Source organism: Kribbella sp. CWNU-51, assembly GCF_054073265.1.
In genome coordinates, this window is sequence record NZ_JBSXMZ010000024.1 from 113662 (window position 1) to 137357 (window position 23696).

The 23696-nt window shown below is 68.8% G+C and carries 17 protein-coding genes and 1 riboswitch; of the genes, 4 read left to right on the top strand and 13 right to left on the bottom strand.

What is annotated here, in order from left to right; genetic code table 11:
• The first annotated feature begins 30 nt into the window (after positions 1–30).
• Positions 31–1278 (top strand): acyl-CoA thioesterase/BAAT N-terminal domain-containing protein, encoded by a 1248-nt coding sequence (locus ACXC9Q_RS26085; protein ID WP_457059281.1) that lies wholly within the window; start codon positions 31–33, stop codon positions 1276–1278.
• On the opposite strand, the gene ACXC9Q_RS26090 is transcribed toward ACXC9Q_RS26085, so the two are convergent.
• Complete coding sequence (locus tag ACXC9Q_RS26090) at positions 1271–1549, bottom strand: YciI family protein (RefSeq protein WP_457059282.1); 279 nt, start codon at positions 1547–1549, stop codon at positions 1271–1273. The two genes, ACXC9Q_RS26085 and ACXC9Q_RS26090, sit on opposite strands and share 8 nt — an antisense overlap.
• 960 nt (positions 1550–2509) lie before the next feature.
• On the bottom strand, positions 2510–5221 hold the full coding sequence (gene ppdK, locus ACXC9Q_RS26095; protein ID WP_457059283.1) for a pyruvate, phosphate dikinase: 2712 nt from the start codon (positions 5219–5221) through the stop codon (positions 2510–2512).
• Between the two features lie 203 nt (positions 5222–5424).
• Here ppdK and ACXC9Q_RS26100 point away from each other — a divergent pair, with 203 nt between their 5' ends.
• Positions 5425–6285, top strand: coding sequence for an ABC transporter substrate-binding protein (locus ACXC9Q_RS26100; protein ID WP_457059284.1), 861 nt, complete (start codon positions 5425–5427; stop codon positions 6283–6285).
• A 94-nt stretch (positions 6286–6379) separates the two neighbouring features.
• Positions 6380–6498, top strand: a riboswitch (cobalamin riboswitch).
• Positions 6499–6591: 93 nt separating this feature from the next.
• Here the strand turns inward: ACXC9Q_RS26100 and ACXC9Q_RS26105 are convergent.
• From ACXC9Q_RS26105 to ACXC9Q_RS26120, 4 genes are read right to left on the bottom strand one after another with little or no spacing between them, the layout of a single operon-like run.
• On the bottom strand, positions 6592–8550 hold the full coding sequence (locus tag ACXC9Q_RS26105) for a hypothetical protein (protein WP_457059285.1): 1959 nt from the start codon (positions 8548–8550) through the stop codon (positions 6592–6594).
• 4 nt (positions 8551–8554) lie between these two features.
• A complete protein-coding gene (locus tag ACXC9Q_RS26110; RefSeq protein ID WP_329475379.1) occupies positions 8555–9952 on the bottom strand; it encodes an ATP-binding protein in 1398 nt (465 codons plus the stop codon).
• A 44-nt stretch (positions 9953–9996) separates the two neighbouring features.
• Positions 9997–11274: a serine hydrolase domain-containing protein gene (locus tag ACXC9Q_RS26115; protein WP_457059286.1), complete on the bottom strand. Its 1278-nt coding sequence runs from the start codon at positions 11272–11274 to the stop codon at positions 9997–9999.
• Between the two features lie 10 nt (positions 11275–11284).
• Entirely contained in the window at positions 11285–12001 is a 717-nt protein-coding gene (locus tag ACXC9Q_RS26120) for a Clp protease N-terminal domain-containing protein (RefSeq protein WP_457059287.1), read from the bottom strand.
• A gap of 239 nt (positions 12002–12240) precedes the next feature.
• Between ACXC9Q_RS26120 and mug the strand changes: the two genes are divergently transcribed.
• Together mug and ACXC9Q_RS26130 are read left to right on the top strand one after the other, a co-directional pair.
• Positions 12241–12732 carry a G/U mismatch-specific DNA glycosylase gene (mug, locus tag ACXC9Q_RS26125; RefSeq protein WP_457059352.1) on the top strand — a complete coding sequence of 164 codons (492 nt, stop codon included), beginning with the start codon at positions 12241–12243 and terminating at the stop codon, positions 12730–12732.
• Between the two features lie 79 nt (positions 12733–12811).
• Positions 12812–16144, top strand: coding sequence for a hypothetical protein (locus ACXC9Q_RS26130; RefSeq protein ID WP_457059288.1), 3333 nt, complete (start codon positions 12812–12814; stop codon positions 16142–16144).
• Here the strand turns inward: ACXC9Q_RS26130 and ligD are convergent.
• From ligD to ACXC9Q_RS26165, 7 genes are all read right to left on the bottom strand, one after another.
• Entirely contained in the window at positions 16141–17124 is a 984-nt protein-coding gene (gene ligD, locus ACXC9Q_RS26135) for a non-homologous end-joining DNA ligase (protein WP_457059289.1), read from the bottom strand. The two genes, ACXC9Q_RS26130 and ligD, sit on opposite strands and share 4 nt — an antisense overlap.
• Positions 17105–18346 (bottom strand): hypothetical protein, encoded by a 1242-nt coding sequence (locus ACXC9Q_RS26140; RefSeq protein ID WP_457059290.1) that lies wholly within the window; start codon positions 18344–18346, stop codon positions 17105–17107. Before ACXC9Q_RS26140 ends, ligD begins: the two co-directional genes overlap by 20 nt.
• A gap of 91 nt (positions 18347–18437) precedes the next feature.
• Positions 18438–19286: an acetylxylan esterase gene (locus ACXC9Q_RS26145; RefSeq protein ID WP_457059291.1), complete on the bottom strand. Its 849-nt coding sequence runs from the start codon at positions 19284–19286 to the stop codon at positions 18438–18440.
• A 4-nt stretch (positions 19287–19290) separates the two neighbouring features.
• A complete protein-coding gene (locus tag ACXC9Q_RS26150; protein ID WP_457059292.1) occupies positions 19291–20217 on the bottom strand; it encodes an acetylxylan esterase in 927 nt (308 codons plus the stop codon).
• 271 nt (positions 20218–20488) lie between these two features.
• The gene (gene dusB, locus ACXC9Q_RS26155; RefSeq protein ID WP_457059293.1) at positions 20489–21610 is read right to left on the bottom strand and encodes a tRNA dihydrouridine synthase DusB; all 1122 of its coding nucleotides are present in this window, start codon (positions 21608–21610) and stop codon (positions 20489–20491) included.
• Positions 21611–21612: 2 nt separating this feature from the next.
• Positions 21613–22290, bottom strand: a complete 678-nt coding sequence (locus tag ACXC9Q_RS26160; RefSeq protein ID WP_457059294.1) for a hypothetical protein — start codon at positions 22288–22290, stop codon at positions 21613–21615.
• A gap of 2 nt (positions 22291–22292) precedes the next feature.
• Positions 22293–23678, bottom strand: a complete 1386-nt coding sequence (locus ACXC9Q_RS26165) for a glycine--tRNA ligase (RefSeq protein ID WP_457059295.1) — start codon at positions 23676–23678, stop codon at positions 22293–22295.
• Positions 23679–23696 lie beyond the last annotated feature (18 nt).

Genomic DNA, 23696 nt, shown 5'->3' on the forward strand with positions numbered 1-23696 from the left:
GGTGAACCGGAGCAGCGCGACCATTGAGGTATGCACCGGATCTATTTGAGCGCCGCAGTTGTCTGCCTGGTCGCGGCCGGGTGTTCGTCCGGTGCCGACCACCCAGCCATTCACGTCGATCACGCGTTAGCCCTCGCCGACCAGGCCGTCCACCTGACGGTGACTGACCTCGAGCCCCACGCGAAGGTCAGGGTCGGCGCCGAAGCGGTCGACCGCGACGGCAAGAAATGGCACGCCGAGGCGACCTTCACCGCCGATGACCACGGCACCGTCGACCTCGACCGCGCCGAACCCTCCGGCGGCAGCTACCAGAACACCGACGGCATGGGCCTGTTCTGGTCGATGAACCCACCGAACGGCGATCCCGACCAGCAGACGTTCAGCCCACCGACCGTGGACGATCGCCCGGTCGAACAGGTCGACGTCCTGGTCCGCAAGGACGGCCGCGAGGTGGCGCGCACGACCTTGACCCGAGAGTGGTTGAGCCGCGGCGTCACGACGAGACCCGTCACCCTGACCAAGGACAAAATCAGCGGCCTGTACGTCGCTCCGCCCGCCGGTCGGGCCAAGCACCCCGCAGTCGTGCTGATCGGCGGGTCCGAAGGCGGAGTGGCCTCACCGTCCTTGACGGACCTGCTGGCATCGCACGGGTATCCCACACTGGCCTTGGCCTACTTCCACGCGCCGGGTCTGCCGACCGATCTGCGCAATATCCCCCTGGAGTACTTCGCGTCCGCTGCCCACTGGCTGGCCCGTCAACCCGGTGTCGATCCCGCGCACGTCGTCGCCGCAGGCGGGTTCCGAGGGACCGAGGCCGCGCTCCTCCTGAGCCAGAACTTCCCGAACCTGGTTCACGGCGCCCTGCTCTACGCACCGAGCGCGAAGATCAACGGTTCGTTCCCGGATAACCGGGGCGCGCCCTGGACGCTGCACGGCCGACCGCTGCCAGTCGGCGACCAGCCGATACCGGTCGACCACATCAGCGGCCCGGTGCTGGCGATCGCCGGCACAGGTGATCTCGTGTGGGAGTCGCAGTACGCGGCAACGCAGATCGTCCGTGAGCTCGACAGCGCACACGACCGGTTCCCGCATCAGGCCCTGATCGCGCAGGGCGCCGGGCACGGGGTCAGCGGAGCGCCGTACCTTCCGCATGGGACGACGCTCGTGCATCCGGTGCTCATGCGCCCGCTCCACCTCGGCGGAAATCGGGCCGCCAACGAGTCCGCGCTCCGGCAGGGGTGGGCCAGGACCCTCGCCCTGCTGGGCTCGCTCAGCTGATCGGGAAGAGCGGCTGCCACTCCGCGAGGGTCGCGAGCTCGTAGACGTTGGCCGGGGTGTAGGGGTCCTTCGCGAGGATGTCGCGGAGCTCGGCTTCGTCGGCGACGTCGTACACGAGGAGGGCGCCGGTCTGGTCGGTGAAGGGTCCGGCGGCGACGAGCTTGCCGGCCGCCTTCAGCTCGGTGAGGTACTCGCGGTGTGCCGGACGGACCTCCATCCGGCGGTCGGACTCGGCAAGATCGAAGCGCAGCTGAACGACATAGAGGGCCATGGCGAAACCCTACAACGGCCTTGAAAACAAGAGGATTTGGTGCGGGAAGGGAGTCACGAGCCGCCACAGCGGCTGGTTCAGGTCAGACCCGAAAGTCGACGAGTGATCGCCCTTCCCGCCCGGTCATTCTCACCAGCCGGAGAGCGCTTACGCAAGGGGTTGGTTAAGGGAAATTACGCGGACAGGTCGCGCCCGTAACCCACAGTGTTTGCCGGTCCGATCCAGTCTCTGAGAACCCCGATCCCGCTCTACGGACGGTCACACCTGCCCGCTGTCAAGCAGTCCACGCAGCAACCCGGCCCGACCATTCGAGGGGATATCCGGCTCTTCTGCTGGATGTGTGGGCGAGGTGAGCCAGGCCGGCCGGTGTGCAGCTCGACAGGTGGTGTCGGTCCAGGGTGCTCGTCGGGCGAGGCATTCACGCCTGGCCCCGGCGCCCCGGTAGGGGCCAGGGCGGACACCTCCTGTCAAGCTGCACACCCCAGCCACCGTCCGCACTCCCGCAAACCACCGTCCACACGCGCGGGCTGCCACCGTCCGCGCCCGACCAGCTGGCACACCGCGGGCAAAGTGCGGTGACTGGCCGGGGGTTCGTCTTACCGGTGGTGGGACCGGTACCGGACCCCGGAACCTGGGACACCGCCTGGGCGCCTCGGACAGGCCGTGCCGTGTCCGAGGCCCCCACTACCTGTCCGAGGTCGAGCCTGGACGACCGGGGCCGGGCACCGCTGGCCGACAGCCTCGACCAGACGGGGGCGGGGACCTGGCATTTCTGATCCCAGCACACCAGGGGCTGTCTCAAGTCACCGGACCCGGGTCCGCCGGCCGACGCGGACATGGCAGGCAGGCCACCCACACATCGAGCAGAAGAGCCGGATATCCGTCGGACTTGTCCCTTCTCCGCTCGTATCCGAGGGGAGAAGGGACAACCCGATGAGATATCCCATCGAACGGCGCCGGTCAGTCGAGGGCTGCGCGGCCGGCCTCGAGGCGGGCGACCGGGATGCGGAACGGGGAGCAGGAGACGTAGTCCAGGCCCACCTCGTGGAAGAAGTGGATGCTGTCGGGGTCACCGCCGTGCTCACCGCAGATGCCGAGCTTGAGGTCCGGCTTGCTGGCGCGGCCGCGGTCGACACCGGTGCGAACCAGCGCGCCGACGCCCTCGCGGTCGATCGACTCGAACGGCGACACGGCGAAGATGCCCTTCTCCAGGTAGCGGGAGAAGAATGCGCCCTCGACGTCGTCGCGGCTGAAGCCCCAGGTGGTCTGGGTCAGGTCGTTCGTCCCGAACGAGAAGAAGTCGGCCGCCTCGGCGATCTGGTCCGCGATCACCGCGGCCCGCGGCAGCTCGATCATCGTGCCGATCGGGATGCTCCAGTCGACACCGACGTCGGCGAGCACGCGCTCCACCTCGTCCCGGACCAGATGCAGTTCCTGGACCGCGCCGACCAGCGGGATCATGATCTCCGGCCGCGGGTCCTTGCCCTGCGCCCGCAGTTCCATCGCCGCGGACGCGATCGCCCGCACCTGCATCGCGAACAGGCCCGGGACGACCAGGCCGAGCCGGACCCCGCGCAGGCCGAGCATCGGGTTCTCCTCGTGCAGCCGCTCGACCGCGGTCAGCAGCGCGGCGTCGTGCCCGAGCTCCTCACCACGCTCACGCGCCAGCGCGACCTTCACCGCGAGCTCCTCCATCGACGGCAGGAACTCGTGCAACGGCGGGTCGATCAACCGGATCGTCACCGGCTGCCCGTCCATCGCGGCCAGCAACTCGAGGAAGTCGCCCCGCTGCAACGGCTCGAGCTCCGTGAGCGCCGCCTCGAGATCGGCGTCGTTGTCCGCCAGGATCAACCGCTCGACCGACTCGCGCCGCTCCCCCAGGAACATGTGCTCGGTCCGGCACAGCCCGATCCCCTCGGCGCCGAACCGGCGCGCCCGGGCCGCGTCGTCCGCGGTGTCCGCATTGGTCCGTACGCCGAGCCGCCGTACCTCGTCGGCGTGGGTGATCAACCGGTGCACCGACGCCACGAGTTCGTCCCCGGCGTCCGGGGACAGCGAACCCTCGAAGTACTGCACGACCGGTGACGGGACGACCGGGACCTCGCCGCGGAACACCTCGCCGGTGGTGCCGTCGATCGAGATCGTCTCGCCGGCCTCGATCACCGTGCCGTTGACGTTGATGGTGCCTTGGGCAACATTCACGTCGAGTTCCTCGGCGCCGCAGACGCAGGTCTTGCCCATGCCGCGGGCGACCACGGCCGCGTGCGAGGTCTTGCCGCCGCGGCTGGTCAGGATGCCCTGCGCGGCGATCATGCCGTGCAGGTCGTCCGGGTTCGTCTCGCGCCGGACCAGGATCACCTTCTCGCCCTTGTCCGCCGCCTCGACCGCGGCCGCGGAGGTGAACACGACCGTGCCCGAGGCCGCACCGGGCGACGCGCCGATCGCCTTGCTGATCAGGTCCTTGTCCGCGTCCGCGTCGAACCGCGGGAACATCAGCTGCGCGAGCTGGGCGCCCTTCACCCGGCGCAGCGCCTCGTCGGTGTCGATCACGCCCTCGTCGATCAGGCTGGTCGCGATCCGGAACGCCGCCGCCGCGGTCCGCTTGCCGACCCGGGTCTGCAGCATCCACAGCTTGCCGCGCTCGACGGTGAACTCGATGTCGCACAGGTCGCGGTAGTGCCCCTCGAGTTTCGCCATGATCGCCATCAGATCGTCGTACGACGTCTTGTCGATCTGCTCGAGATCCGCGAGCGGGACCGTGTTCCGGATGCCGGCCACCACGTCCTCGCCCTGCGCGTTCTGCAGGTAGTCGCCGTACACGCCGGGCTGACCGGTCGAGGGGTCGCGGGTGAACGCGACGCCGGTGCCGGAGTCCATGCCGAGGTTGCCGAACACCATCGAGCAGATGTTGACCGCCGTACCGAGGTCGGTGGCGATCCGCTCCTGGCGGCGGTAGAGGATCGCACGGTCGGAGTTCCACGAGCCGAAGACGGCCTCGATCGCCAGGTCCATCTGGGTCCGCGGGTCCTGCGGGAACTCGCGGCCGGTGTGGTCGTGCACGGCCTGCTTGAACGTCTCGACCAGGCCCCTCAGGTCGTCGGCGTCCAGGTCGAGGTCGTTGCGGGTGCCCTTGGCCTGTTTGGCCGCCTCGATCGCGTCCTCGAAGACGTCACCCTCCATGCCGAGCACGGTCTTGCCGAACATCTGGATCAGCCGCCGGTAGGCGTCCCAGGCGAACCGCGGGTTGCCGGAGTGGTGGGCGAGGCCGTTCACCGAGTCGTCGTTCAGGCCGACGTTCAGGACGGTCTCCATCATTCCGGGCATCGACACGGCCGCGCCGGACCGGACCGAGACCAGCAGCGGGTCGTCGGCCTGGCCGAGCTTCTTGCCCATCGTCTGCTGGAGCAGGTCGACGTGGTGGTCGATCTCGTCGGCCAGCTCCGGCGGCACCGTACCGGTGGCCAGGTACACGCGGCAGGCGTCGGCCGTGATGGTGAAGCCGGGCGGCACCGGCAGACCGAGATTGGTCATCTCGGCCAGGTTCGCCCCCTTTCCGCCGAGCAGCTGCTTCATGCCCTTGTTGCCTTCGGCAAAGTCATAGACGAGTTTCGGCACGATCACTCCCTGGGTTTCAGGCGGTGCGTAGGCGCGGTGAGGTGGCCGCTGGCCCATCGACTCCGGTGGCGGGGGCGTGCTTTCAGAGTAAGCCAAAAAACCAGTCCAGTTGAACACTGGTCTCACGATGCCGACGTGACCCTTCCCACAGGTTGAAGGCCGGAAAACCCTTCCCTCGTTGACAACGGGAGACAATCGGCCTGTTCACCGAGGAAACCCCAGACCGACGCGAAAGCGCTCTTTCGTCTAGAGTCATCGGGGTGCGTATCGTCTCGTTGCTGCCGTCGGCGACGGAGATCTGCTTCGCGCTGGGCGCGGGCGACGACGTGGTCGGCGTCACCTTCGAGTGCGACTACCCGCCCGCAGCGCGGACCCGGCGGATCGTGTCGACGACGGCCCTGCCGGAGGGGCTGACACCGGGCGAGATCGACGCGTTCGTGCGGCAGCGGGTCACCGCCGGCGACGACCTCTACCACCTGGACGCGGGCGCCCTGCGCGACCTCGATCCGGACGTGGTGGTCACCCAGGACCTGTGTGCCGTGTGTGCGATCGATGTGGACGACGTTGCGGACGCGCTCGACTACCTGGGCTGCCGGGCCGAGGTGGTCAGCACCGATCCGCACGACCTCGACGAGGTGCTCGCCTCCATCGCAACCATCGGCAAGGCGATCGGACGCGAGAGTACTGCGCTACTCGACGGCCTTCGGAAGCGTTTGGGACAACTGCCTGGAACCACGACCGGTCGGCGGGTCGTGCTGTTGGAGTGGACGGATCCTCCGTACGCGCCGGGGCATTGGTTGCCGGAGATGGTCACCCGCGCGGGCGGGACCAACGTTCTGGGCAACGCCGGTCAGCGCTCGACGCCGATCACCTGGTCAGCCGTCGCCGCCGCACGCCCGGACGTGATCGTCTCCGCCCCCTGCGGGTACGACCTCGACGGTGCCACCCGACTGACAGCGGACCTCTTGGATCTCCTTCCAGCGGGCGTCCCGGTCTGGGCGGCCGACGCCAACGGGTACTTCGCCCGGCCGGGTCCGCGGCTCGTCGACGGGATCGAGATGCTCGCCGCCCTCCTCCACGCCGGCACGCCGGATCCGGGGATCGCGCGACGACTGCGGTAGTGGCGTTCGTCTCGCCGTACGGCGTTCGGCGGCGTGCGCGCGTACGTTCGTCAGTGCCGACGGTTCGCCCGGTCACGCGATCTGTGACCTGGCACCCGGTGCGAATCCGGGACTGCCCCGCAGCGGTGAACGGGAACGACCGCCGTCACGAGCACTGGACGCCCAGCGTCCGGGAAGCGACGGCAGCGCCGATACGTGCTTTCAGGTTCACAGCTGTCCTTCCGGGACGGTTTACGCATGTCGCCCGACAGCTTGCACCTTCATCGGTAGTATCACCGGTGATTTTACCACCCACTGACGGTAAGATCACAGTCTTCGGCGGGTGCGGAGGTAATCGCCGACGACCGCGGCGCCGAGGCCGTCCGGATCTGGGGCCAGGACGCGGCCGCCGCTGCGGCGGGCGAGGAGGTCGACGAACGCGTTCAGCCGCGGGTCGTCGCCGAGGCGGAACACGGTCAGCGAGGCGCCGAGCTTGGCCAGCCGGTCGACCTCGAAGATCGTCTTCCGCAGCGTCGCCGGCTCGGGCGGGTAGGAGAACTCGGCCGTTCCGTCCGGCTCGAGGTGCGCGGTCGGCTCGCCGTCGGTCACCATCAGCACGACCGGCTGCGCGTCCGGGTGCCGCCGCAGATGACGTCCGGCCAGCAGCAGGGCGTGGTGTGCGTTGGTGCCCTGCTCCCAGGTGCCTTCCATCCCGATCAACTGCGGCAACTCGACGACTCCGGCGTACCGCCCGAAGGTGATCAGCTGGAGCGCGTCGTTGCGGTAGCGGGTCGAGATGAGCTGATGCAGCGCGAGCGCCGTCCGCTTCATCGGCAGCCAGCGACCCTCCTGGACCATCGACCACGACGTGTCGACCAGGAGCGCGACCGCGGCCCGAGCCCGGTGCTCGGTCTCGGCGATCTCCACGTCCGCCACATCCAGCTTGACGGACCCACTGCGCGAGGCGGTCCGCAGTACGGCGTTCCGCACGGTCCGCGGAACGTCCCACGGCTGGGTGTCGCCGAACTCCCACTGCCGCGTGGACCCACTCAACTCACCGGCCGCGCCCGCGTTGGCCGCGTCGCGTTCACCTGAGCCCCGAGCAGTCCGCAGTACGTCGGCCAGCGCGGTCTGACCGAGTTGTCGCAGCGCCTTCGGCGACAATCGCAACGATCCGTCGGGCGCACGTTCCAGCAGACCCTGATCGCGCAGCTGCCGCTCGAGCTCGCTCAGCCGGCGCGCATCGACCGTCGCCTCTTCGCCGAGCTGCTGGGTGAGCGCATCGAGGTCGATGTCATCCAGCCGCGCACCCGGATAACTCTGCGAGAGTTGCTCGGCCAACGCATCCAGCTCGGCAAGATCCGACATCGCCCGTGCGCCCTCGGCGAGACCGAGTGGATCGTCCCCACTCATCCGCTCCGAACCGGACCAGTCCTCCCCCGGCCGGAGCGACTGCAGCTGAGCATCCAGCTGCGCGAGCTGCTGAGCCAGCTGCGGACTGCCGAACGCCTGCTGCGACAGCTCCATCAGCTCGGCCCGCTGCTCGGGTGTCATCGAGTTCATCATCCGCTGCGCCGCGGCCGCCCGCTGCGCGAGTACGTCGATCAGTTCGTCGACGTTCTGTGGATTCTCCGGGAAGAACTCGCCGTGCTTGGCCATGAACTCGTCGAACAGCTGCGGCACCTCCGGCCGCCCCTGCGCATGCGCCGCGAGCAACGCGTTGAGGTCGGTGAGCATCTCGTTGATCCGCTCGACGTCCTCCGGCGTGGTCTGCTGCAACGCCTCCTTCATGCCCTCGAACCGCGATCCGAGGAGCTCACGGCCGAGCAGCTCACGGATCTGCTCGTACTTCTCCCGCGCGTCCGACGACTGCCAGTCGTAGTTGGCCAACTCTCGTACGGCGGCCGCCGTACCGGCCGGGAGCGCGTCGAGCTGAGCCTCCCGGAAGCGGGCGTCGTCGGACGGGTTCGGGAACAGTTCGTGCCGCTCGGCCTCGAGTGCCTCGTCGAGCAGGCGCTGGACGTCCCGCAGCGTTCCGTCGAGGTTGTGCCGCCGCTGGATCTCGCGGCGGCGCTCCCACAACCTGCGGGTGAGGTCGTCCAGGCCCTGGGTGTTCCGGGTACCGCGCCGGAGCAACTCCTCCAGCGCGGACCGGGGCGACGATCCGTTCATCACGTCGCGGCCGATCTCGTCCAGCGCGTCGCGCAGATCCGCGGGCGCCTTGAGTGGATCCGGCCCGTCGTGCCACGGCCCATAAGACCAGCCCTCCGGAATGGACGCTGTCATGTCATCAGATCCCGTATATCGTGGTGTCGTCGTCGGCGTCCTTGGCGACGCGTTTGGACAGATAGAGCGCCTCCAGGGCGAGCTCGACCGCGGCGGCGATCCGGCCCGGCGACTCGTCCGGCTCGACGCCGGCGCGCGCGGCGACGTCGTGCAGCACCGGCAGCTCCGGCAACGCGGCCAGCACGTCCCGGCCGGGCACCCGCTCACCCGTGGTCACAAGGTTGCCGTCGGCAATCGCATGGGCCAGCGGGCTCAGGTCGAGACCGGCGAACCGCTCCCGCGCGGTGTCCGCGACCGACCGGCGCAGCAGGTACTCGAGCAGTTCGATCTCACGCCCTTCCTCACCGGGCTCGAACTCGAGCTTGCCGCGCAGTACGGCGGGCACGGCCTCGAGATCCACCGGACGGGCGACGGCCGGCTCCTCACCGGTGATCGCGCTGCGGCGCAACGCGGCGGCGGCGATCGTCTCGGCCGCGGCGACCGCGAACCGCGCGGACACCCCGGACCGCTGGTCGATCGCGGTCGACTCCCGCAGGTGCCGGACGAACCGGGCCAGCACCTCCAGCAGCGGTTCGCCGACCTCGGCGGTGAACTCGGCCTCCTGCCGGATGACGTCCACCTCGGCGTCGATGTCGAGCGGGTAGTGGGTCCGGACCTCGGCGCCGAACCGGTCCTTCAGCGGCGTGATGATCCGGCCGCGGTTGGTGTAGTCCTCCGGGTTGGCCGTTGCCACCAGCAACACGTCGAGCGGCAGCCGGAGCGTGTACCCGCGGACCTGGATGTCGCGCTCCTCCATCACGTTCAGCAGCGCGACCTGGATCCGCTCGGCCAGGTCCGGCAGCTCGTTGATCGCGACGATGCCGCGGTGCGCCCGCGGGACGAGTCCGAAGTGGATGGTCTCCGGGTCACCGAGACTGCGGCCCTCGGCAACCTTCACCGGGTCCACGTCACCGATGAGGTCGCCGACCGATGTGTCCGGGGTCGCGAGCTTCTCGGCGTACCGCAGGCTGCGGTGCAGCCAGGCGACCGGAAGATCGTCGCCGAGCTCGGCGGCGCGGCGGCGCGAGGCGGGCGTGATCGGGTCGAGCGGGTGCTCGGGCAGTTCGGCGCCCTCGATCACCGGGGTCCACTCGTCCAGCAGCCCGACCAGGGTCCGCAGCAGCCGGGTCTTGCCCTGGCCGCGCTCACCCAGCAGTACGACGTCGTGCCCCGCGAGCAGGGCGCGTTCGAGTTGGGGAATCACCGTGCGGGTGAATCCGACGATGCCGGGCCAGGGATCACGCCCGGCCCGGAGCTCTGTCAGCAGGTTGTCACGAATCTCGGCCTTGATCGACCGGGGTAGATATCCGGCGGCCCGGAGGTCACCGGCCTTACGAGGAAGTTCAGCAGGTGCACTAGTCACATGTGAGACGTTAGCTCGCCTGCCCCAGCAACGCCCGCGGTATTTCAGACCTTGGGCGTGACTCGGCCGGAGCTGAAGAGGTGAGTCGGGGTGAAGGTCAGCGGCACCCAGGGGTGGTTGGGCGAGGCTCTGACGACGAAATGGTCGCCGTCCGCGGGCTCGGTCGGGAGCAGGTCGTACTCGGTCGCGGCCTCCTCGGCGAACGCCAGCCGGTCGCCGGTGGCGTGCTCGACGAGGACGAGGCGGTCCTCCCGGCGTACGACGTCCAACCGCACGCTGGTCCGTTCGTACCGGCCGACGTGGCGATCGTCGGTCGGAAGGTCGACGGGCTGCGGCGGCGCCGGGTGCGCGATGCCGGCGTACTCAGTAAACACCTCGGACGCCAACGGCTCGAACAGCGCCGGACCGTTGCCGGAGTTGGTCAGCAGGCAGACCACCAGCCGCGCGGCGGGGTCGATGCGGAGGAACGCCGTCTGGGAGATCGTCGAACCGTCGTGACCGAACAGTGGCCGCCCGCCCCAGTCGTAGATGCGCCAGGCCAGGCCGAGGTTCGTGAAGCCGCCGACGCCGCCCGCGAACGGCACCTGCGGCTCCTGCATGGCCGCGTACCGGTCATCGGTCAGATGCATCAGGGCGAACTGCAGAACGTCACCGGCACCCGCCGTGATCAGCCCGGCCGCTCCGATGCTGCGAGGCAACTGCCACGTCTTCACCGGCGCCCCGTCGCTCGCGACGTGGCCGCGCGCGGCACGATGCAGGATCGCCTCCTCCGGCAGCGTGACCGTCTGCGTCAGGCCAAGCGGCTCGATCAGCCGGGCCTTCAGCGACTCGTCCCAGGTCCGGCCGTCGAGAACTTCGATGATCCGGCCCAGCACCACGTATCCAGCGTTGCAGTAGGAGTACGCCGTACCCGGCTCGAACAGCAGGTCCACGTCACCGAGAAGAGCGACGTACCGCTCGACGCAGTCGTCGCCGCGGCCGGTGTCGGTGAACACATCGCCATCGATGCCGCTGGTGTGGGTGAGCAGGTGCCGAACCGTGATCCGCGGATCAATCGGTGCCTCAGGCAACAACTTCACCACGGCGTCGTCCAGGTCCAGCCGGTCCTCGGCGGCGAGCTGGACGATCATCGTCGCGGTCCACGTCTTGGTGACCGAACCGATCTGGAACAGCGAGTCGGCGGTGGTCTCGACCCCGGTCGACGCGTTCAGGACGCCGTACGGCGTGACCGTCGTCTCCCCGTCGCGCCAGATCCCGAGCACCGCTCCGGGGACCCCGGCCGCCACTGCCAACTCACTCAACCGCTCAGACCAGTCAGGCATGCACCCAAACCTACTTCGCTGCCTCCTCGAGCAGTGCACGCAGGGCAGTCCAGGCTGCCGTCTCGTCGAGACCCTGCTCGAGCAGGACCTTCGTCGCGAGGCCTGCCGAGTCCCGGTAGAACGCCAGCAACAGGTGCTCCGTGCCGACGTAGTTGTGGCCGAGGGTGACAGCCTCCCCGACGGCACCTTGCAGGACATGCGCGGTACGGCGGGTGTACGGCGGATCCTCGGCGTCCAGGGTCTTCGGCGGATCGGTCGGCGTACCGGCCGGGCTGAGGACGTCGACGGCTTCGCGGACCCGGTCCTCGGTGATGTCGTGCCGCAGCAGGACCTTGGTGGCCAGCGCCTCGGGCTGGGTGTAGAACGCGAGCAGCAGGTGCTCGGTGCCGATGAAGTCGTGGTTGCGTTCGCGGGCGACGTCGGCCGCGGCCTGCACGACGGCCTTGGTTCGCGGGGTGTAGCGCTCGAACGCGGGCTTGGTCGTCCAGGAGTCGGCGAACCGCTTGTGCGCGGCCTGCTTGCTCACCCCGAGCACCGCGCTGATCTCGACCCACGACTTGCCGGCGCCGCGGGCGCGGTCGACGAAGAAGCCGAGCGCGGCGTCGCCGGTGCTGGTCAGTTCGCTGATCGTCGTCGCCGCGGTGGCTAGCTGCCGCAACTCGTCGTCGCTGCCGGCGTCCGCCTTGATCGTGGTGATGAGCTGCTGCAAATCAGGTCCAGGAGTCATGGCGTCAACCTTAGGTTGACGATAGCGTTGCGTCAACCCTGGGTTGACGATCTGGCTCTTCGTCGCCCGCAGTTGCATCCCGACTCCCCGGCGGACTGAACAACGAGAACGACTGAGGCGTACCGAAGGACGGGTAGAAGTCACCGATCGGCGGGTCCTCCCGGCCTCAGGCAGGCGTGGCGCCGGTCAGCGATCACCACTACTACTCGTCCTTCGGTACGGTGTGCCGCGTGCAACCTCTGCCGGATGTAATCAGTGACGGGTTGCGGGTGCTGTTCTGCGGGATCAACCCGGGCCTGATGTCGGCGGAGACCGGTCATCACTTTGCTCGGCCGGGGAACCGGTTCTGGCCGGCGTTGCACCTGAGTGGGTTCACGCCGCGGCAGTTGCGACCGGCCGAGCAGGATGAGCTGCTGACCTATCGGCTCGGAATCACCAACGTGGTCGATCGGCCGTCCGCGCGCGCCGACGAACTGACGCGCGCGGAGTACGTGGCCGGCGGGGAGAACCTGCTGAAGAAGGTGCTCCACTTCCAGCCGGAATGGCTCGCTGTCGTCGGCGTCACGGCGTACCGGGATGCTTTCGGCGAGCGGACCGCGCAGATCGGGCGGCAGGAGCGCCTGATCGGCTCCACCCGGGTCTGGATCCTCCCGAACCCGAGTGGTCTCAACGCCCACTACACGTTGCCGAAGCTGGCCGCCGCGTTCGCCGAACTCGAGCAGGCCAGTTGAGCGCCTTCCACAGCGCCGACACGGCCAACTCGATGGCCTTGTGCGCCTCGCTGCCGGCCTGACTCGGCAGGATGGACTCATGCGAGCCACGGATCTGCTGCGGTCGATCGACCACCTCCCGCACGGCCAACGCGTCCGGAGCGTCGCACTTGAAGGCCGACGCCTGCGTGGGACGGACGAGTTGCGCGAACTGCTCGGCGAGCTCAGCCGCGGTACGGCGTTCGAGCGGACCCTCGGTCTGGTTGTCGCCCAGGTGGCGGGCGAGGTCGACCACGTGACGCGCATGCTGCGCGATCCCGTGCCGTCGGTCCAGCAGCGCGCGCTCGCGGCGGTCCGCGCCGGCGTCCCGGTCTCGGACGACGATCTCCGGATCCTGTACGACGACGCACCCGCGGAACTGCGGACGAAGCTCATGCAGGTCATCCGGAAGAACGGCCGGACGTTTCTGGCCGCTCGCCTGATCGATGAGCATCGCGAACGCTGGGGCGACCGCGCCGCCGCGAGCCTGCTCAACTCCACCGACGATCAGACTGTCGAGCGTCTGCTCCCGGAGCTTGCCTACTGCCTGGGCAGCGGCCAGTGGCGGCGCCTGGGCGCCAAGCATCCGAAGGTGGTTCTCGCCTACGCGAGTACGACGTTGCCCACCGGCCCGGACAAGGACGAGTGGTGGCAGGGTCCGGCGTACGGCGTCGTCGGCGTACTGGACCGTGATCCGTCGCAGGCGGCCGCCCTGCTCACGACGGCACTGCCACCCGATCAGTTGCCGATGGCAATCGTCTCGGTTCTCGGCCGGCTGGTCGACGCCGACCCGGGAGGCGTACTGGCGATCCTGCTCGCACCCGATCGGGCGCCGGCACTGGGGACTGCACTGACAACCGCGGTTCGGCGTCGGCTGCACCGCTACTCCGACGACGACCTGATCAGGCTCGGCCGGCTCCTCTGGCCCGACCTGACCCAGTTGCTCGAAGATCTCCCGCCGTCTCGACGGGCGACCGTGTTCACCGCGGTCACCAGCAGCGTCGATCTGGGTCAGACCGTTCTCTCTACCGAACTGCTCGCCGTAGTGCCCCGCGAGCTCCGGTTTGCTCAGGCTCGCCGCATGCTCACGCTCGCGCCGATCGCGGAGGACCACCACGAGCGGTGGCGGATCACTGCCTTGCTCCCGTACGACGAGGCGTTCGCGCTGCTCGAGCCGGAGATCGCCCGGCCGGCCGCCGACGATCGCGCGCAGGTCTACCGGGCGGTCGTCGACGCGGCCGGTCACTCCCGGGAGGCCGCGGCGGTCGAGAGCGCGCTGTCGTGGGCGACGCGCGTACGGAACGACCGCGACAGCGTCCGGCAGGGGGTCTTGCGGGGTGTCGAGGAACTGCCGCCGTCGATGCTGACCAACCGGTTGGTTGTTTCGCTCCAGACGCTGTTGACCGACGCGCTCGAGGCCCGTGACACGGCGTGGTACACCCGCTCGGCGCTCGGCACGATCGCGGAGACCGCCGTACGGCAAGGGGCGTTGCGGCGTGACTCATCGTTGCTCGAGTGGGGTTTGCAGGCGCATGCCCGGATCACCGAGAACCAGGGCACGATCCAGCTGTACGGCGTGATCGACGGGCTGCCTCGCGGTCAGGAGACCGCGGTGTACGACGTACTGCGCAAGTACGTGGACGATGCGGTGGCGCGGCGGGAGTTCCGGCTGCCGTTGGGGATCGCCAGGGCTTTCGGCAAGCGTGGCTGGTCGAACGAGCACCTGCAGGCCGCGCTCGAGCAGGGCGTGTGGTCGAACCAGGAGTACACCGTCGCGGAGGCAGCTGAGCTGTGGCTCTGGCCGACCGCGACCAGGGGCGAGCGGACCGAGCGGATCATCAAGCGCGACGTCGGCATGGCCCGGTGGGATCCGGTGTGGCGCGCGGTCACCGAACTGCGGACCGACCTCCTGGACGCCGTACTCGCGAAGCCCGACCGGATCCGGCGGTTCGATCGGAACCACCCGGCGTGGCAGGTGTCCGACCGGGCGCTCAGCCGCTGGCTCCCCCGACAGCTGGCCCGGTACGCCGAACTCGTGGGGCGCGCTGCGGGGGACGAGCGGATGCCGGACTGGGCGCGGGCGAACGCGGTGTCGATGCTCGGGCACGTACCCGGGGCCGGACGCGCTGCCCTCGAACCGTTCTTGCGGCACGAGTCCGTGCTGCTGCAGGAGGCGGCACTGGGCGCGTTGGCCTGGACCGATGCGCCGCAGGAGGCGCTGCCGGTGCTGCTGTCTCATGCGGGTGACGATCGGGCTCGGGTCGCGATCTACGCGGCGACTCGGGCCGCGCGGTTCGTGCGGCCGAGTCTGTTACCTGGACTGCTGCATCCGGTGCTGGTTGGTGCGGATGCGAAGGTGACGTCGCGCAAGGAGGCCGCGCGGCTGCTCGGCCAACTCCGTGCACCCGGGGCGAGCGCCGTACTGGCTGATGCTTGGGCGTCGGCGCATCGTGACGTGAAGGCGGCGATCGCCAGTGCGGCCTCGCAATATCTGCTGCACGAGCCGGCGAGTTGGGCGCTGTTGCAGCAGGCTGTGCATGACAGCGCGGCGACGGCGACGGTACTGACTCAGCGTGCGGCGTATGGCATGGCCTTGAAGTACCGGTCGCGCTACGCGGACCTTCTGGTCGCGATCACCAACCGGCCCGAGCCGGAGGTAGTCCGGGTCGCTCTGCGCGCGCTGCCGCGGTGGGCCTGCTGGAATCCTTCGGTGGCGCCAGTGTGTGCGGGTGTCATGACCGATCTGACCGCGCGGACGACCTGGAACGACGCGACCATTTCTTTGGTTGCCATCGTCGCCGGCGATCCGCGACTCGGCCTCGACGATCTGCTCGCCGCCGTGCGGTTGCTGGTCAGGCTGGAAAGCGATCCCAACCTGCCGAACGCAACCCCCGACCGCGACCACCCCGCGCGGCAACGTCTAACCACCCTCACCAGGCGCCTGACCGAAGCTTTCAACCCAAAGCCACCCGACGCACGCCAAACCCTCAAGCCCGTAGCTGCCGAACTCGACGACCCAGGCCTCCTCCACCTCCGCGTGGAACTCCTGGTTCACTCCATCGCCTGGCCCAACCTCCCCGCCGACCTCTCGAACCTCATCACCGCAGTAGCCGACCGCCCACTACTCGCCCACCACACCGCATCCCTCCTGGGCGCCCGCCTGAGCTGGACCCACCCCCAGTGGACCCCGTCCCTCCTCGAACAACCAGCCCGCAACCTGGTGCAAGGCGATTCTCTGATGGAGGGCCTACTCGCCTGGACCCTCATCGGAGAAGCCGGCAGCCGCACAAACTGGCCTCCAACCTGGCGCGACCTCCTAGTTGCCTTACGCAACCACTCTCGACCGGACGTTTGTCAGCTCGCCCTCGACCTGACGACATCCCCCGAGGTCTAGCTCTTCTCCTCTGTCGCCTTCTCCTCGGCTTCGCGGGCGCGTTTGCGGCGTTTTCCTTCGTGCATGGCTATGACGCGGGCGATGGGGATGGCGCGACCTTCTTCGAGGAGGTCTTCGGGGAGGGACTGGGGTGCGGGGAGTTGAGCTGCCCAGCGGTCTGCGCCGCCTAGTTGCGCGACCGCGGTGCGGACGGTGAAGTCACGCGGGGTGACCCGGTCGAGGTCGTCCCAACCGACCGGGAACGACACCGGCGTACCGGGTCGGACGCGTGGGCTGTAGGCGGCGACGACAGTGGCCCCGCCGGAGCGGGTCGAGTCGACGAAGACCTTCCCGTGCCGGTCCTCCTTGATGTACGCCGTGGTCGCAACAGACGGATCGAGTTTCTCGGCACGAGCGGCGATCGCCCTGGTGGCAGCCGCGGCATCCTCGATCGACACCGAATCGTCGATCGGTACGAAGACGTGCACGCCCTTGGCGCCGCTCGTCTTGACCGCACCGGACAGCCCGGCGTCGGTCAACGCCTGCCGGACCAGGAACGCGGCCTGCACCGCCATGGCGAACGTCTCCCCCTCCGGCGGGTCGAGGTCCAGCACCAGATGCGTGACGTGGTCCCAGCGGTCGGCGCGCACAAGCGTCGGGTGGTACTCGACCGCGCGCTGGTTCGCGAACCACAGCAACGTCCGACGGTCGTCGCACAACGCGTACGACACCTCGCGCTTGGACGCCTCCGCCCACACCGGCACCGTCTTCACCCAGTCCGGCGTGTACTTCGGCACGTTCTTCTGCATGAACGCCGGCTGCCCCGGCCGGATCCGGATCACCGACAACGGCCGCTCCCGCAGCTCCACCAGGATCCGCTCGTGCACCGCGTCGAGGTAGTCGACCAGGTCCCGCTTGGTCGCCTCCGCCCCGTCGAACAGCGGCTGATCCAGGTTGGTCAGGTCGACCCCGTCGCGCGTCTCATCCGGCTTGCTCGCCATGACCCGAGCTTAGAAGGCTGACCAGCGCATCGAGAACCACCGCGTCCTCTCCGGGTTCGAGCGTCTGCGGGTTGAGGGCAATGGCGTCGCCGGGCAGGCGGAAGGTACCGACCGCGATCCGCGGGTCGCGGTCCCACAACGCGGCCACCAGCCCGTCCCGTGTCCACCCGCAGGTTGTCGACAATCGGACGATGGCGCGGCTGTGTGGTTGGCCGGCCTCACTCGGGTAGCCGCGCTCGACGACCACTCCAGGCAGTCCTTGTAGACCGGCGATCCAGCGGTCGACCATCTGCTCGTAGCCCGCGAGCATCGCGTCCTCGTCCTGCTCAAGCGTCCACTCGACGGCGGCAAGGAGGGCGAGAAGTTCCTCCTTGCCGACCTTCATCCCCCGCCCGATCTCCTGGTACGGCGACGCATGGGCACGGCATCTGTCGACAATCCACCGCTTACCCAGCACGAGCCCACTGGCCTGCGGTCCGCGCAGCCCCTTCCCACCACTGAAGATCACCGCATCCGCACCAACCTCCGTCGTGAACCGCCACAACGAAGAAACCGGCGGAATCTGCGCCGCGGCGTCAACGATCACCGGCACGGCCCGTGGACCGGGAAGTGCCGGGCCAGTCCCGGAGAAACCTGGAGGCTCCGGAGCGGTCAGGTCCGGGAGACCTCCAGGCTCCGGGGCGGTCGTGTCGGGGAGACCTCGAGGCTCCGCGGCGGTCGTGCCGGGGAGTGATCCGGCGACTTCTCGGGCGACTCGGACCACGTCTTCGATCGGTAGGGCACCGGCCGCGAGGTGCTCTCCCGCGAACCACAGGACGCAGGAGGGGCGTCGCACCAGCGCCTCCCGCAGTTCGGCGATCGACGGGCCGATCTCCACGATGCGGGCGCCGGTCAGGCGGGCCGAGTAGTCGTAACCGTTGCGTTGGCCGGCGAACATCACCACCTCGGCGTCGGCCGGGAACGCCTGCGCGGGCTCACCAACGCACGACGCGACGGTGAGGGTGATCGCGGCCGCGGCACCGGACGTCACACACGCCGCCTCGTTGCGGGTGAGCTCGGCCAGGCGTTCGCCGACCCGGTCGTGGAGTTCGGGCAGGTCGACGAAGTGTGCGGCCGCGTCCGCCATCGCCTTCACCACCGGCGGCGGCATCACCGACCCACCGAGCACGGTCAACGTGGCGGACGCGTTGATCACCGACCGCACCCCGAACGGGTTCGTCATGCCGACCACCTCCCAGCTGCGCCGGTCATCCGGACCGGGCTGCTCTGGGTCGAGGCGGTCATCCGGACCGGACTGCTCTGGGTTGGGGTGGTCATGTGGTGATGAACTTTGAGAGGGGCTGGACGCCGGACCGCCCCGCAAGCCAGGCGTCCAGGTAGTCGTTGTCGGTGCCGTCGAGGTGGGTCAGTTTGTAGACCTCAGCAGCTGGCAGAGCCTCGATGAGCGAGGCGCACCAGTCGGGGTCGTCGACGGCGAGCAACGTCCGGCCGGTGACTGCGGGTGCGTGTCGGGCAGGGTCGAAGTAGGCAAGCGTATTGTCGACAATCTGCGCCGATGACCCCGCCCGTAGGTGATCGTTGAGCTCCTCGAGTGGGTAGTGACTGGACTTCAGCCGAGCCTCCATCGCGCGGTAGAGCAGCAACTCCGCCACCCGGACAGCGCTGAACCCGGGCCGCCGCGCGGCCGTCAGCACCGCCAGATCGTCGCCACTCATGGCCACCCGCGCAGGATCCACCTCCGACAGACTCATCAGGAATTCGGCCGCCCGCAGACAGTCCGCTGCGATCCCGCGATAGATGTACGACGCCGGGTCGTCGATGCCCATCGTCAACAATCCTGGGTACGCCGCCGAGAACCCTTCATCGGCGAGCCGCTGACCACGGTGCATCAGACCGAGAACGACGTACCGGCTGCGATCGTTCGGATGGGGGACGTGGTTGACGCTCCCGTAGCGCGGCGTCTGGAGCAGCGCGGGGAACGGCCCTTCGCCGGCCGGGATGCTGAGGTGACCGAAGACGCGGTAGGGCCCGGTGCTGGTGAGCCGCACGGTGTAGCTGGTCGCCTCATCGGTGGTCCGGGCCGGCACGAGATCGAGCACCGGCCGGGAGGGTATCGCGGCCAGTTCCTCGTCGACCGCGGCCCAGTAGCTGTCGAAGTTCATCGGTTCACCGTCCCGGACTGAGGTGTTCGGCAAGGAAATCCTCCACGATCCGCATCACGCCGGGCAGCCCGGCGTGATGGGCGCACTGCGGATAGGTATGCAGGGTGGTTTCACAGGTCAGCACACGATGCAGCGCGAACCCGGTCTCCGGCGGGCAAACGTCGTCCTCGAGCCCGAGATAGAGCAGCGTAGGCGCCTGCACCTTCGGAGCGAAGTTGAGCCCGTCGTAGTACGCGACTGTCTCCCGCACTCGGTCGACGTCCTCCGGGTGCACCCGCAGGTACTCGTTGATCTCCTCGTACGGATACGACCGAGTGAGCGTCGGAGCCGTCATGATCCCGCACATGTACGGCGCTCCCGCAGCAACGCACCGGATCACATCCGGCATCAGCGCGGCCGTGCTGATCCCGAGCCCACCGCCCTGGCTCGACCCCTGCAGTCCGATCCGCAGATTGTCGACTTCCGGACGGTCGAGCAGGACCTCGACCGCACGCACCACGTCGAGATAGAACCCGCGGTACCCGTAGGTGTTGGGATCGACGATGTTGTGCGTCAGCAGCCCCGGGTAGCCCGGGTTGAACACGGAGTTCGACCGCAACTTCCCGCGGGGCGCCACCGTGAGAGCGGCGTACCCGAGCTCGGACCACTCCTTCGGGATGGTCGGCTCGGAGATGTAGCCGGGGATCGTGACCAGAGCCGGGTACGGCGCCGGCCCGCCGCGCGGGATTGTGTACCAGCCGGCGATCCGCAGACCTCCGTAGCTCGTGTAGCGCAGATCGTAGACAATCACCTGATCCGTGGAGAGTGCGGGCATCTCCGTCAGCACCGGGTCCAGCGGGTACGACGCGCAGTCGGCCAGGCCGGCCGCCCAGAAGTCGTCGAAATCGTCCGGCAGCTCGACCTCGACGGTCGCGTTCTCGGGGTCTGTCAAGAGCGTTCCTCTCGATGGGGTGGGGTCGTGTCTGGTGGTCCCGCGCCGTCGCGAACAGGTGCTCGGTGCATCGGCGTGCTGGACTGAAGCCTCGATGCGGTTCCATCGTGGCCTGCGCTCCGGTCGCGGAAACACAAGGTGATGTGCTGAGCGGAGGGAGCCAACACCAGTGGGCTGGGACATCCTTCGTGGCCGGGGACATGGAAAAACCCATCCCACCCCACCACGTCGTGTCCCGGGCCTCGACTTCCGCCCCCCGGCGGGAGTGTCCTTAGCCGCCGGAGATGCCGAGTTCGGCGTCGGCTAGGTCGGCGGTTAGGCCGTCGGTGTCGTCGAGCCAGCCCTGCGGGAGGACGATGTGGTCGCGAGGACTGCCCTGGCGGCCGCGGGGAGCCCCGAGTTCGGCGACGGGGAAGGGGACGGTGGGGTCCAGTTGGGCCAGCAGGTCGTCCAGCTGGGCGAGGGATTCAACCATGCCCAGGGCGGCGCGGAGTTCGCCGCCGGCGGGGAAGCCCTTCAGGTACCAGGGGACGTGTTTGCGGAAGTCGCGGAGGCCGCGCGGTTCGCCCATCAGGTCCGCCAGCAGTTCACCGTGGCGGCGCATGACGACCGCGACCTCGCCCAGCGTGGGGAGGTTGAGGGTCTCGCCGCCGGCAAAGGCGGCGGCGAGGTCGCGGAAGAGCCAGGGGCGGCCGAGGCAGCCGCGGCCGACGATGACGCCGGCGCAACCCGTCTCCGCGACCATCCGGAGTGCGTCGCCGGATTCCCAGATGTCGCCGTTGCCGAGCACCGGGATGCTCACGTGCTCCACGAGCGCGGCGATCTTGGTCCAGTCGGCCTGACCCGAGTACGCCTGGGCCGCCGTACGGCCGTGCAGCCCGATCGCCGCGGCGCCCGAGTCCTCGGCGATGCGGCCCGCGTCGAGGTACGTCTGGTGGTCGAGGTCGATCCCGATCCGCGTCTTCATCGTCACGGGTACGTCGTACGGCGTGGCGGCGTGGACCGCCGAGCGCAGGATCGCGCCGAGGAGGTTGCGCTTCCACGGCAGGGCGGCGCCACCGCCCTTGCGGGTTACTTTCGGGACCGGGCAGCCGAAGTTCAGGTCGATGTGCGCAACGCCGTACTCGTCGCAAAGGATCTGCACTGCGCGGCCGATGTACATCGGGTCGACGCCGTACAACTGGACCGACCGGACCGTCTCACGTGAGTCGAACGTCAGCATGTCGAGCGACTTCTGGTCGCGCTCGACGATGCCGCGCGACGTGATCATCTCGCACACGTACAGTCCGGCGCCCTGCTCGGCGCACAGCCGCCGGTACGCCGCGTTCGTGATGCCGGCCATCGGCGCCAGCACTACGGGGGTGTCGATCGTGAGATTGCCCAGCTTCAGCATGACTAGGCCTTCGTCACCAGGACCTGGCCGTTGCCGGAGACCTGCGCCTTGTACGGCTGGACCGCGTTCCCCGTCGTGGTGACGTCGCAGGCGAGAGGCGGACCGGCCGACTTCACCACAGCAACGTCTTCCATCGTGCAGGTGACCTTCGCCGCACCGGCGACCGTGCGGACGACCGCGTCGACCACCTTCGGCTTCACGATCGCAACCGATTCGGAGGTGAATTTGTACGAGGCGCTGTACTGCTGAGCGTCGATCGTCAACGTCCCGCTGTACGACTTCCCGGCGTACGTGACCGTGCAGGTCAGCTCGTGCTTCCCGGGCGTCTCGGCTTTCTCGATGCCTGGGCACTTCACCGTCGTGGTGGCGGCCTTGCCGGCCGTGATCTGCGCCTGCTTGGCGATCGCGAACCGGATCCGGTCGGCCAGCGGCGCGTCGTCCGCCGGCGCGCCGGTGACCTTCGGCGTCGGCCACGGCTTGGATGGCGTCGGCAGCGGGGTCAGCGACGGCGTCGACGCGGTCGGGATCGGCGCGCTCGAGCTTCCCGCGGGCGCGGACGGCCCGGGACTGTTGCCCGCCTCCGGCTTGGAGTCCGAGCACGCGGCCAGCAAGAACACCGCGACCGCGGACAGCCCGAAAACGGCCAGCCCGAAGCGCAACCGCTCCCGCGTGAACATCATCGTCAGCAACCCACCAGGTGCTGGGCGAGGTAGCCGGTGACCTCGGTCAGGGCGACACGCTCCTGCTTCATCGAGTCGCGCTCCCGAATCGTCACCGCCTGGTCCTCGAGCGTGTCGAAGTCGACGGTGATGCAGTACGGCGTACCGATCTCGTCCTGCCGGCGGTACCGGCGGCCGATCGCGCCCGCGTCGTCGAAGTCCACGTTCCAGTTCTTCCGCAACTCGGTGGCCAGATCACGCGCCTTCGGCGACAGGTCCGCGTTGCGCGACAACGGCAGTACGGCGGCCTTGACCGGCGCGAGCCGTGGGTCGAACCGCAGCACCGTCCGCTTGTCCACGCCGCCCTTGGCGTTCGGCGCCTCGTCCTCGGTGTAGGCGTCGAGCAGGAACGCGAGCACGTTGCGGGTCAGGCCGGCCGCGGGCTCGATCACGTACGGCGTCCAGCGCTCGCCCTTCTCCTGGTCGAAATACGACAGGTCGACCCCGGAGTGCTTGGAGTGGGTGGACAGGTCGAAGTCGGTCCGGTTCGCGATGCCCTCGAGCTCGTCGAACTCCTTGCCGCCGAAGTGGAACTTGTACTCGATGTCGACGGTGCGCTTCGAGTAGTGGCTCAGCTTCTCCTTCGGGTGCTCGTAGAACCGCATGTTGTCCGGGTTGAGACCGAGGCCGGTGTACCAGTCCCAGCGGGTCTTCAGCCAGTACTCGTGCCACTCCTCGTCCGAGCCCGGCGCGACGAAGAACTCCATCTCCATCTGCTCGAACTCGCGGGTGCGGAAGATGAAGTTGCCCGGGGTGATCTCGTTGCGGAAGCTCTTGCCGATCTGGGCGATGCCGAACGGCGGCTTCTTCCGGGCGGTGCCCATCACGTTCGCGAAGTTGATGAAGATGCCCTGCGCGGTCTCCGGGCGAAGGTAGTGCAGGCCCTCCTCGGACTCGACCGGGCCGAGGTAGGTCTTGAGCAGGCCGTTGAACATCCGCGGCTCGGTGAACGTGCCCTTGTTGCCGCAGTTCGGGCAGGCGATCTCGGCCAGCTTTACGTCGTCGACGTCCTTGTTCTTCCGCCGGGCGTAGTCCTCGCGCAGGTGGTCGTCGCGGAACCGCTTGTGGCACGACTGGCACTCGGTCAGCGGGTCGACGAACTCGGACAGGTGCCCGGACGCCTCCCAGACCTTGGTCGGCAGGATCACCGACGAGTCCAGGCCGACGATGTCGTCACGGCTGGTCACCATCGCCCGCCACCACTGGGTCCGGATGTTGTTCTTCAGCTCGACGCCGAGCGGCCCGTAGTCCCAGGCCGACTTGGTTCCGCCGTAGATCTCGCCGCACGGGTACACAAAGCCTCTCCGCTTACTGAGGCTGACGACGGCATCGACGGTTTCCACGGGCACTTTGAGACTCCAGAACAG

Excerpts from the sequence above, each read along its gene's own strand:
- dusB (WP_457059293.1), bottom strand. The coding sequence starts at position 21,610 with ATGCTGAAGCTGGGCAATCTCACGATCGACACCCCCGTAGTGCTGGCG.
- ACXC9Q_RS26085 (WP_457059281.1), top strand. The coding sequence starts at position 31 with ATGCACCGGATCTATTTGAGCGCCGCAGTTGTCTGCCTGGTCGCGGCC.
- ACXC9Q_RS26090 (WP_457059282.1), bottom strand. The coding sequence starts at position 1,549 with ATGGCCCTCTATGTCGTTCAGCTGCGCTTCGATCTTGCCGAGTCCGAC.
- ppdK (WP_457059283.1), bottom strand. The coding sequence starts at position 5,221 with ATGGGCCAGCGGCCACCTCACCGCGCCTACGCACCGCCTGAAACCCAG.
- ACXC9Q_RS26120 (WP_457059287.1), bottom strand. The coding sequence starts at position 12,001 with ATGACTCCTGGACCTGATTTGCAGCAGCTCATCACCACGATCAAGGCG.
- ACXC9Q_RS26130 (WP_457059288.1), top strand. The coding sequence starts at position 12,812 with ATGCGAGCCACGGATCTGCTGCGGTCGATCGACCACCTCCCGCACGGC.
- ACXC9Q_RS26115 (WP_457059286.1), bottom strand. The coding sequence starts at position 11,274 with ATGCCTGACTGGTCTGAGCGGTTGAGTGAGTTGGCAGTGGCGGCCGGG.
- ACXC9Q_RS26145 (WP_457059291.1), bottom strand. The coding sequence starts at position 19,286 with ATGAACTTCGACAGCTACTGGGCCGCGGTCGACGAGGAACTGGCCGCG.
- ligD (WP_457059289.1), bottom strand. The coding sequence starts at position 17,124 with ATGGCGAGCAAGCCGGATGAGACGCGCGACGGGGTCGACCTGACCAAC.
- ACXC9Q_RS26140 (WP_457059290.1), bottom strand. The coding sequence starts at position 18,346 with ATGACGAACCCGTTCGGGGTGCGGTCGGTGATCAACGCGTCCGCCACG.
- ACXC9Q_RS26105 (WP_457059285.1), bottom strand. The coding sequence starts at position 8,550 with ATGACAGCGTCCATTCCGGAGGGCTGGTCTTATGGGCCGTGGCACGAC.
- ACXC9Q_RS26160 (WP_457059294.1), bottom strand. The coding sequence starts at position 22,290 with ATGATGTTCACGCGGGAGCGGTTGCGCTTCGGGCTGGCCGTTTTCGGG.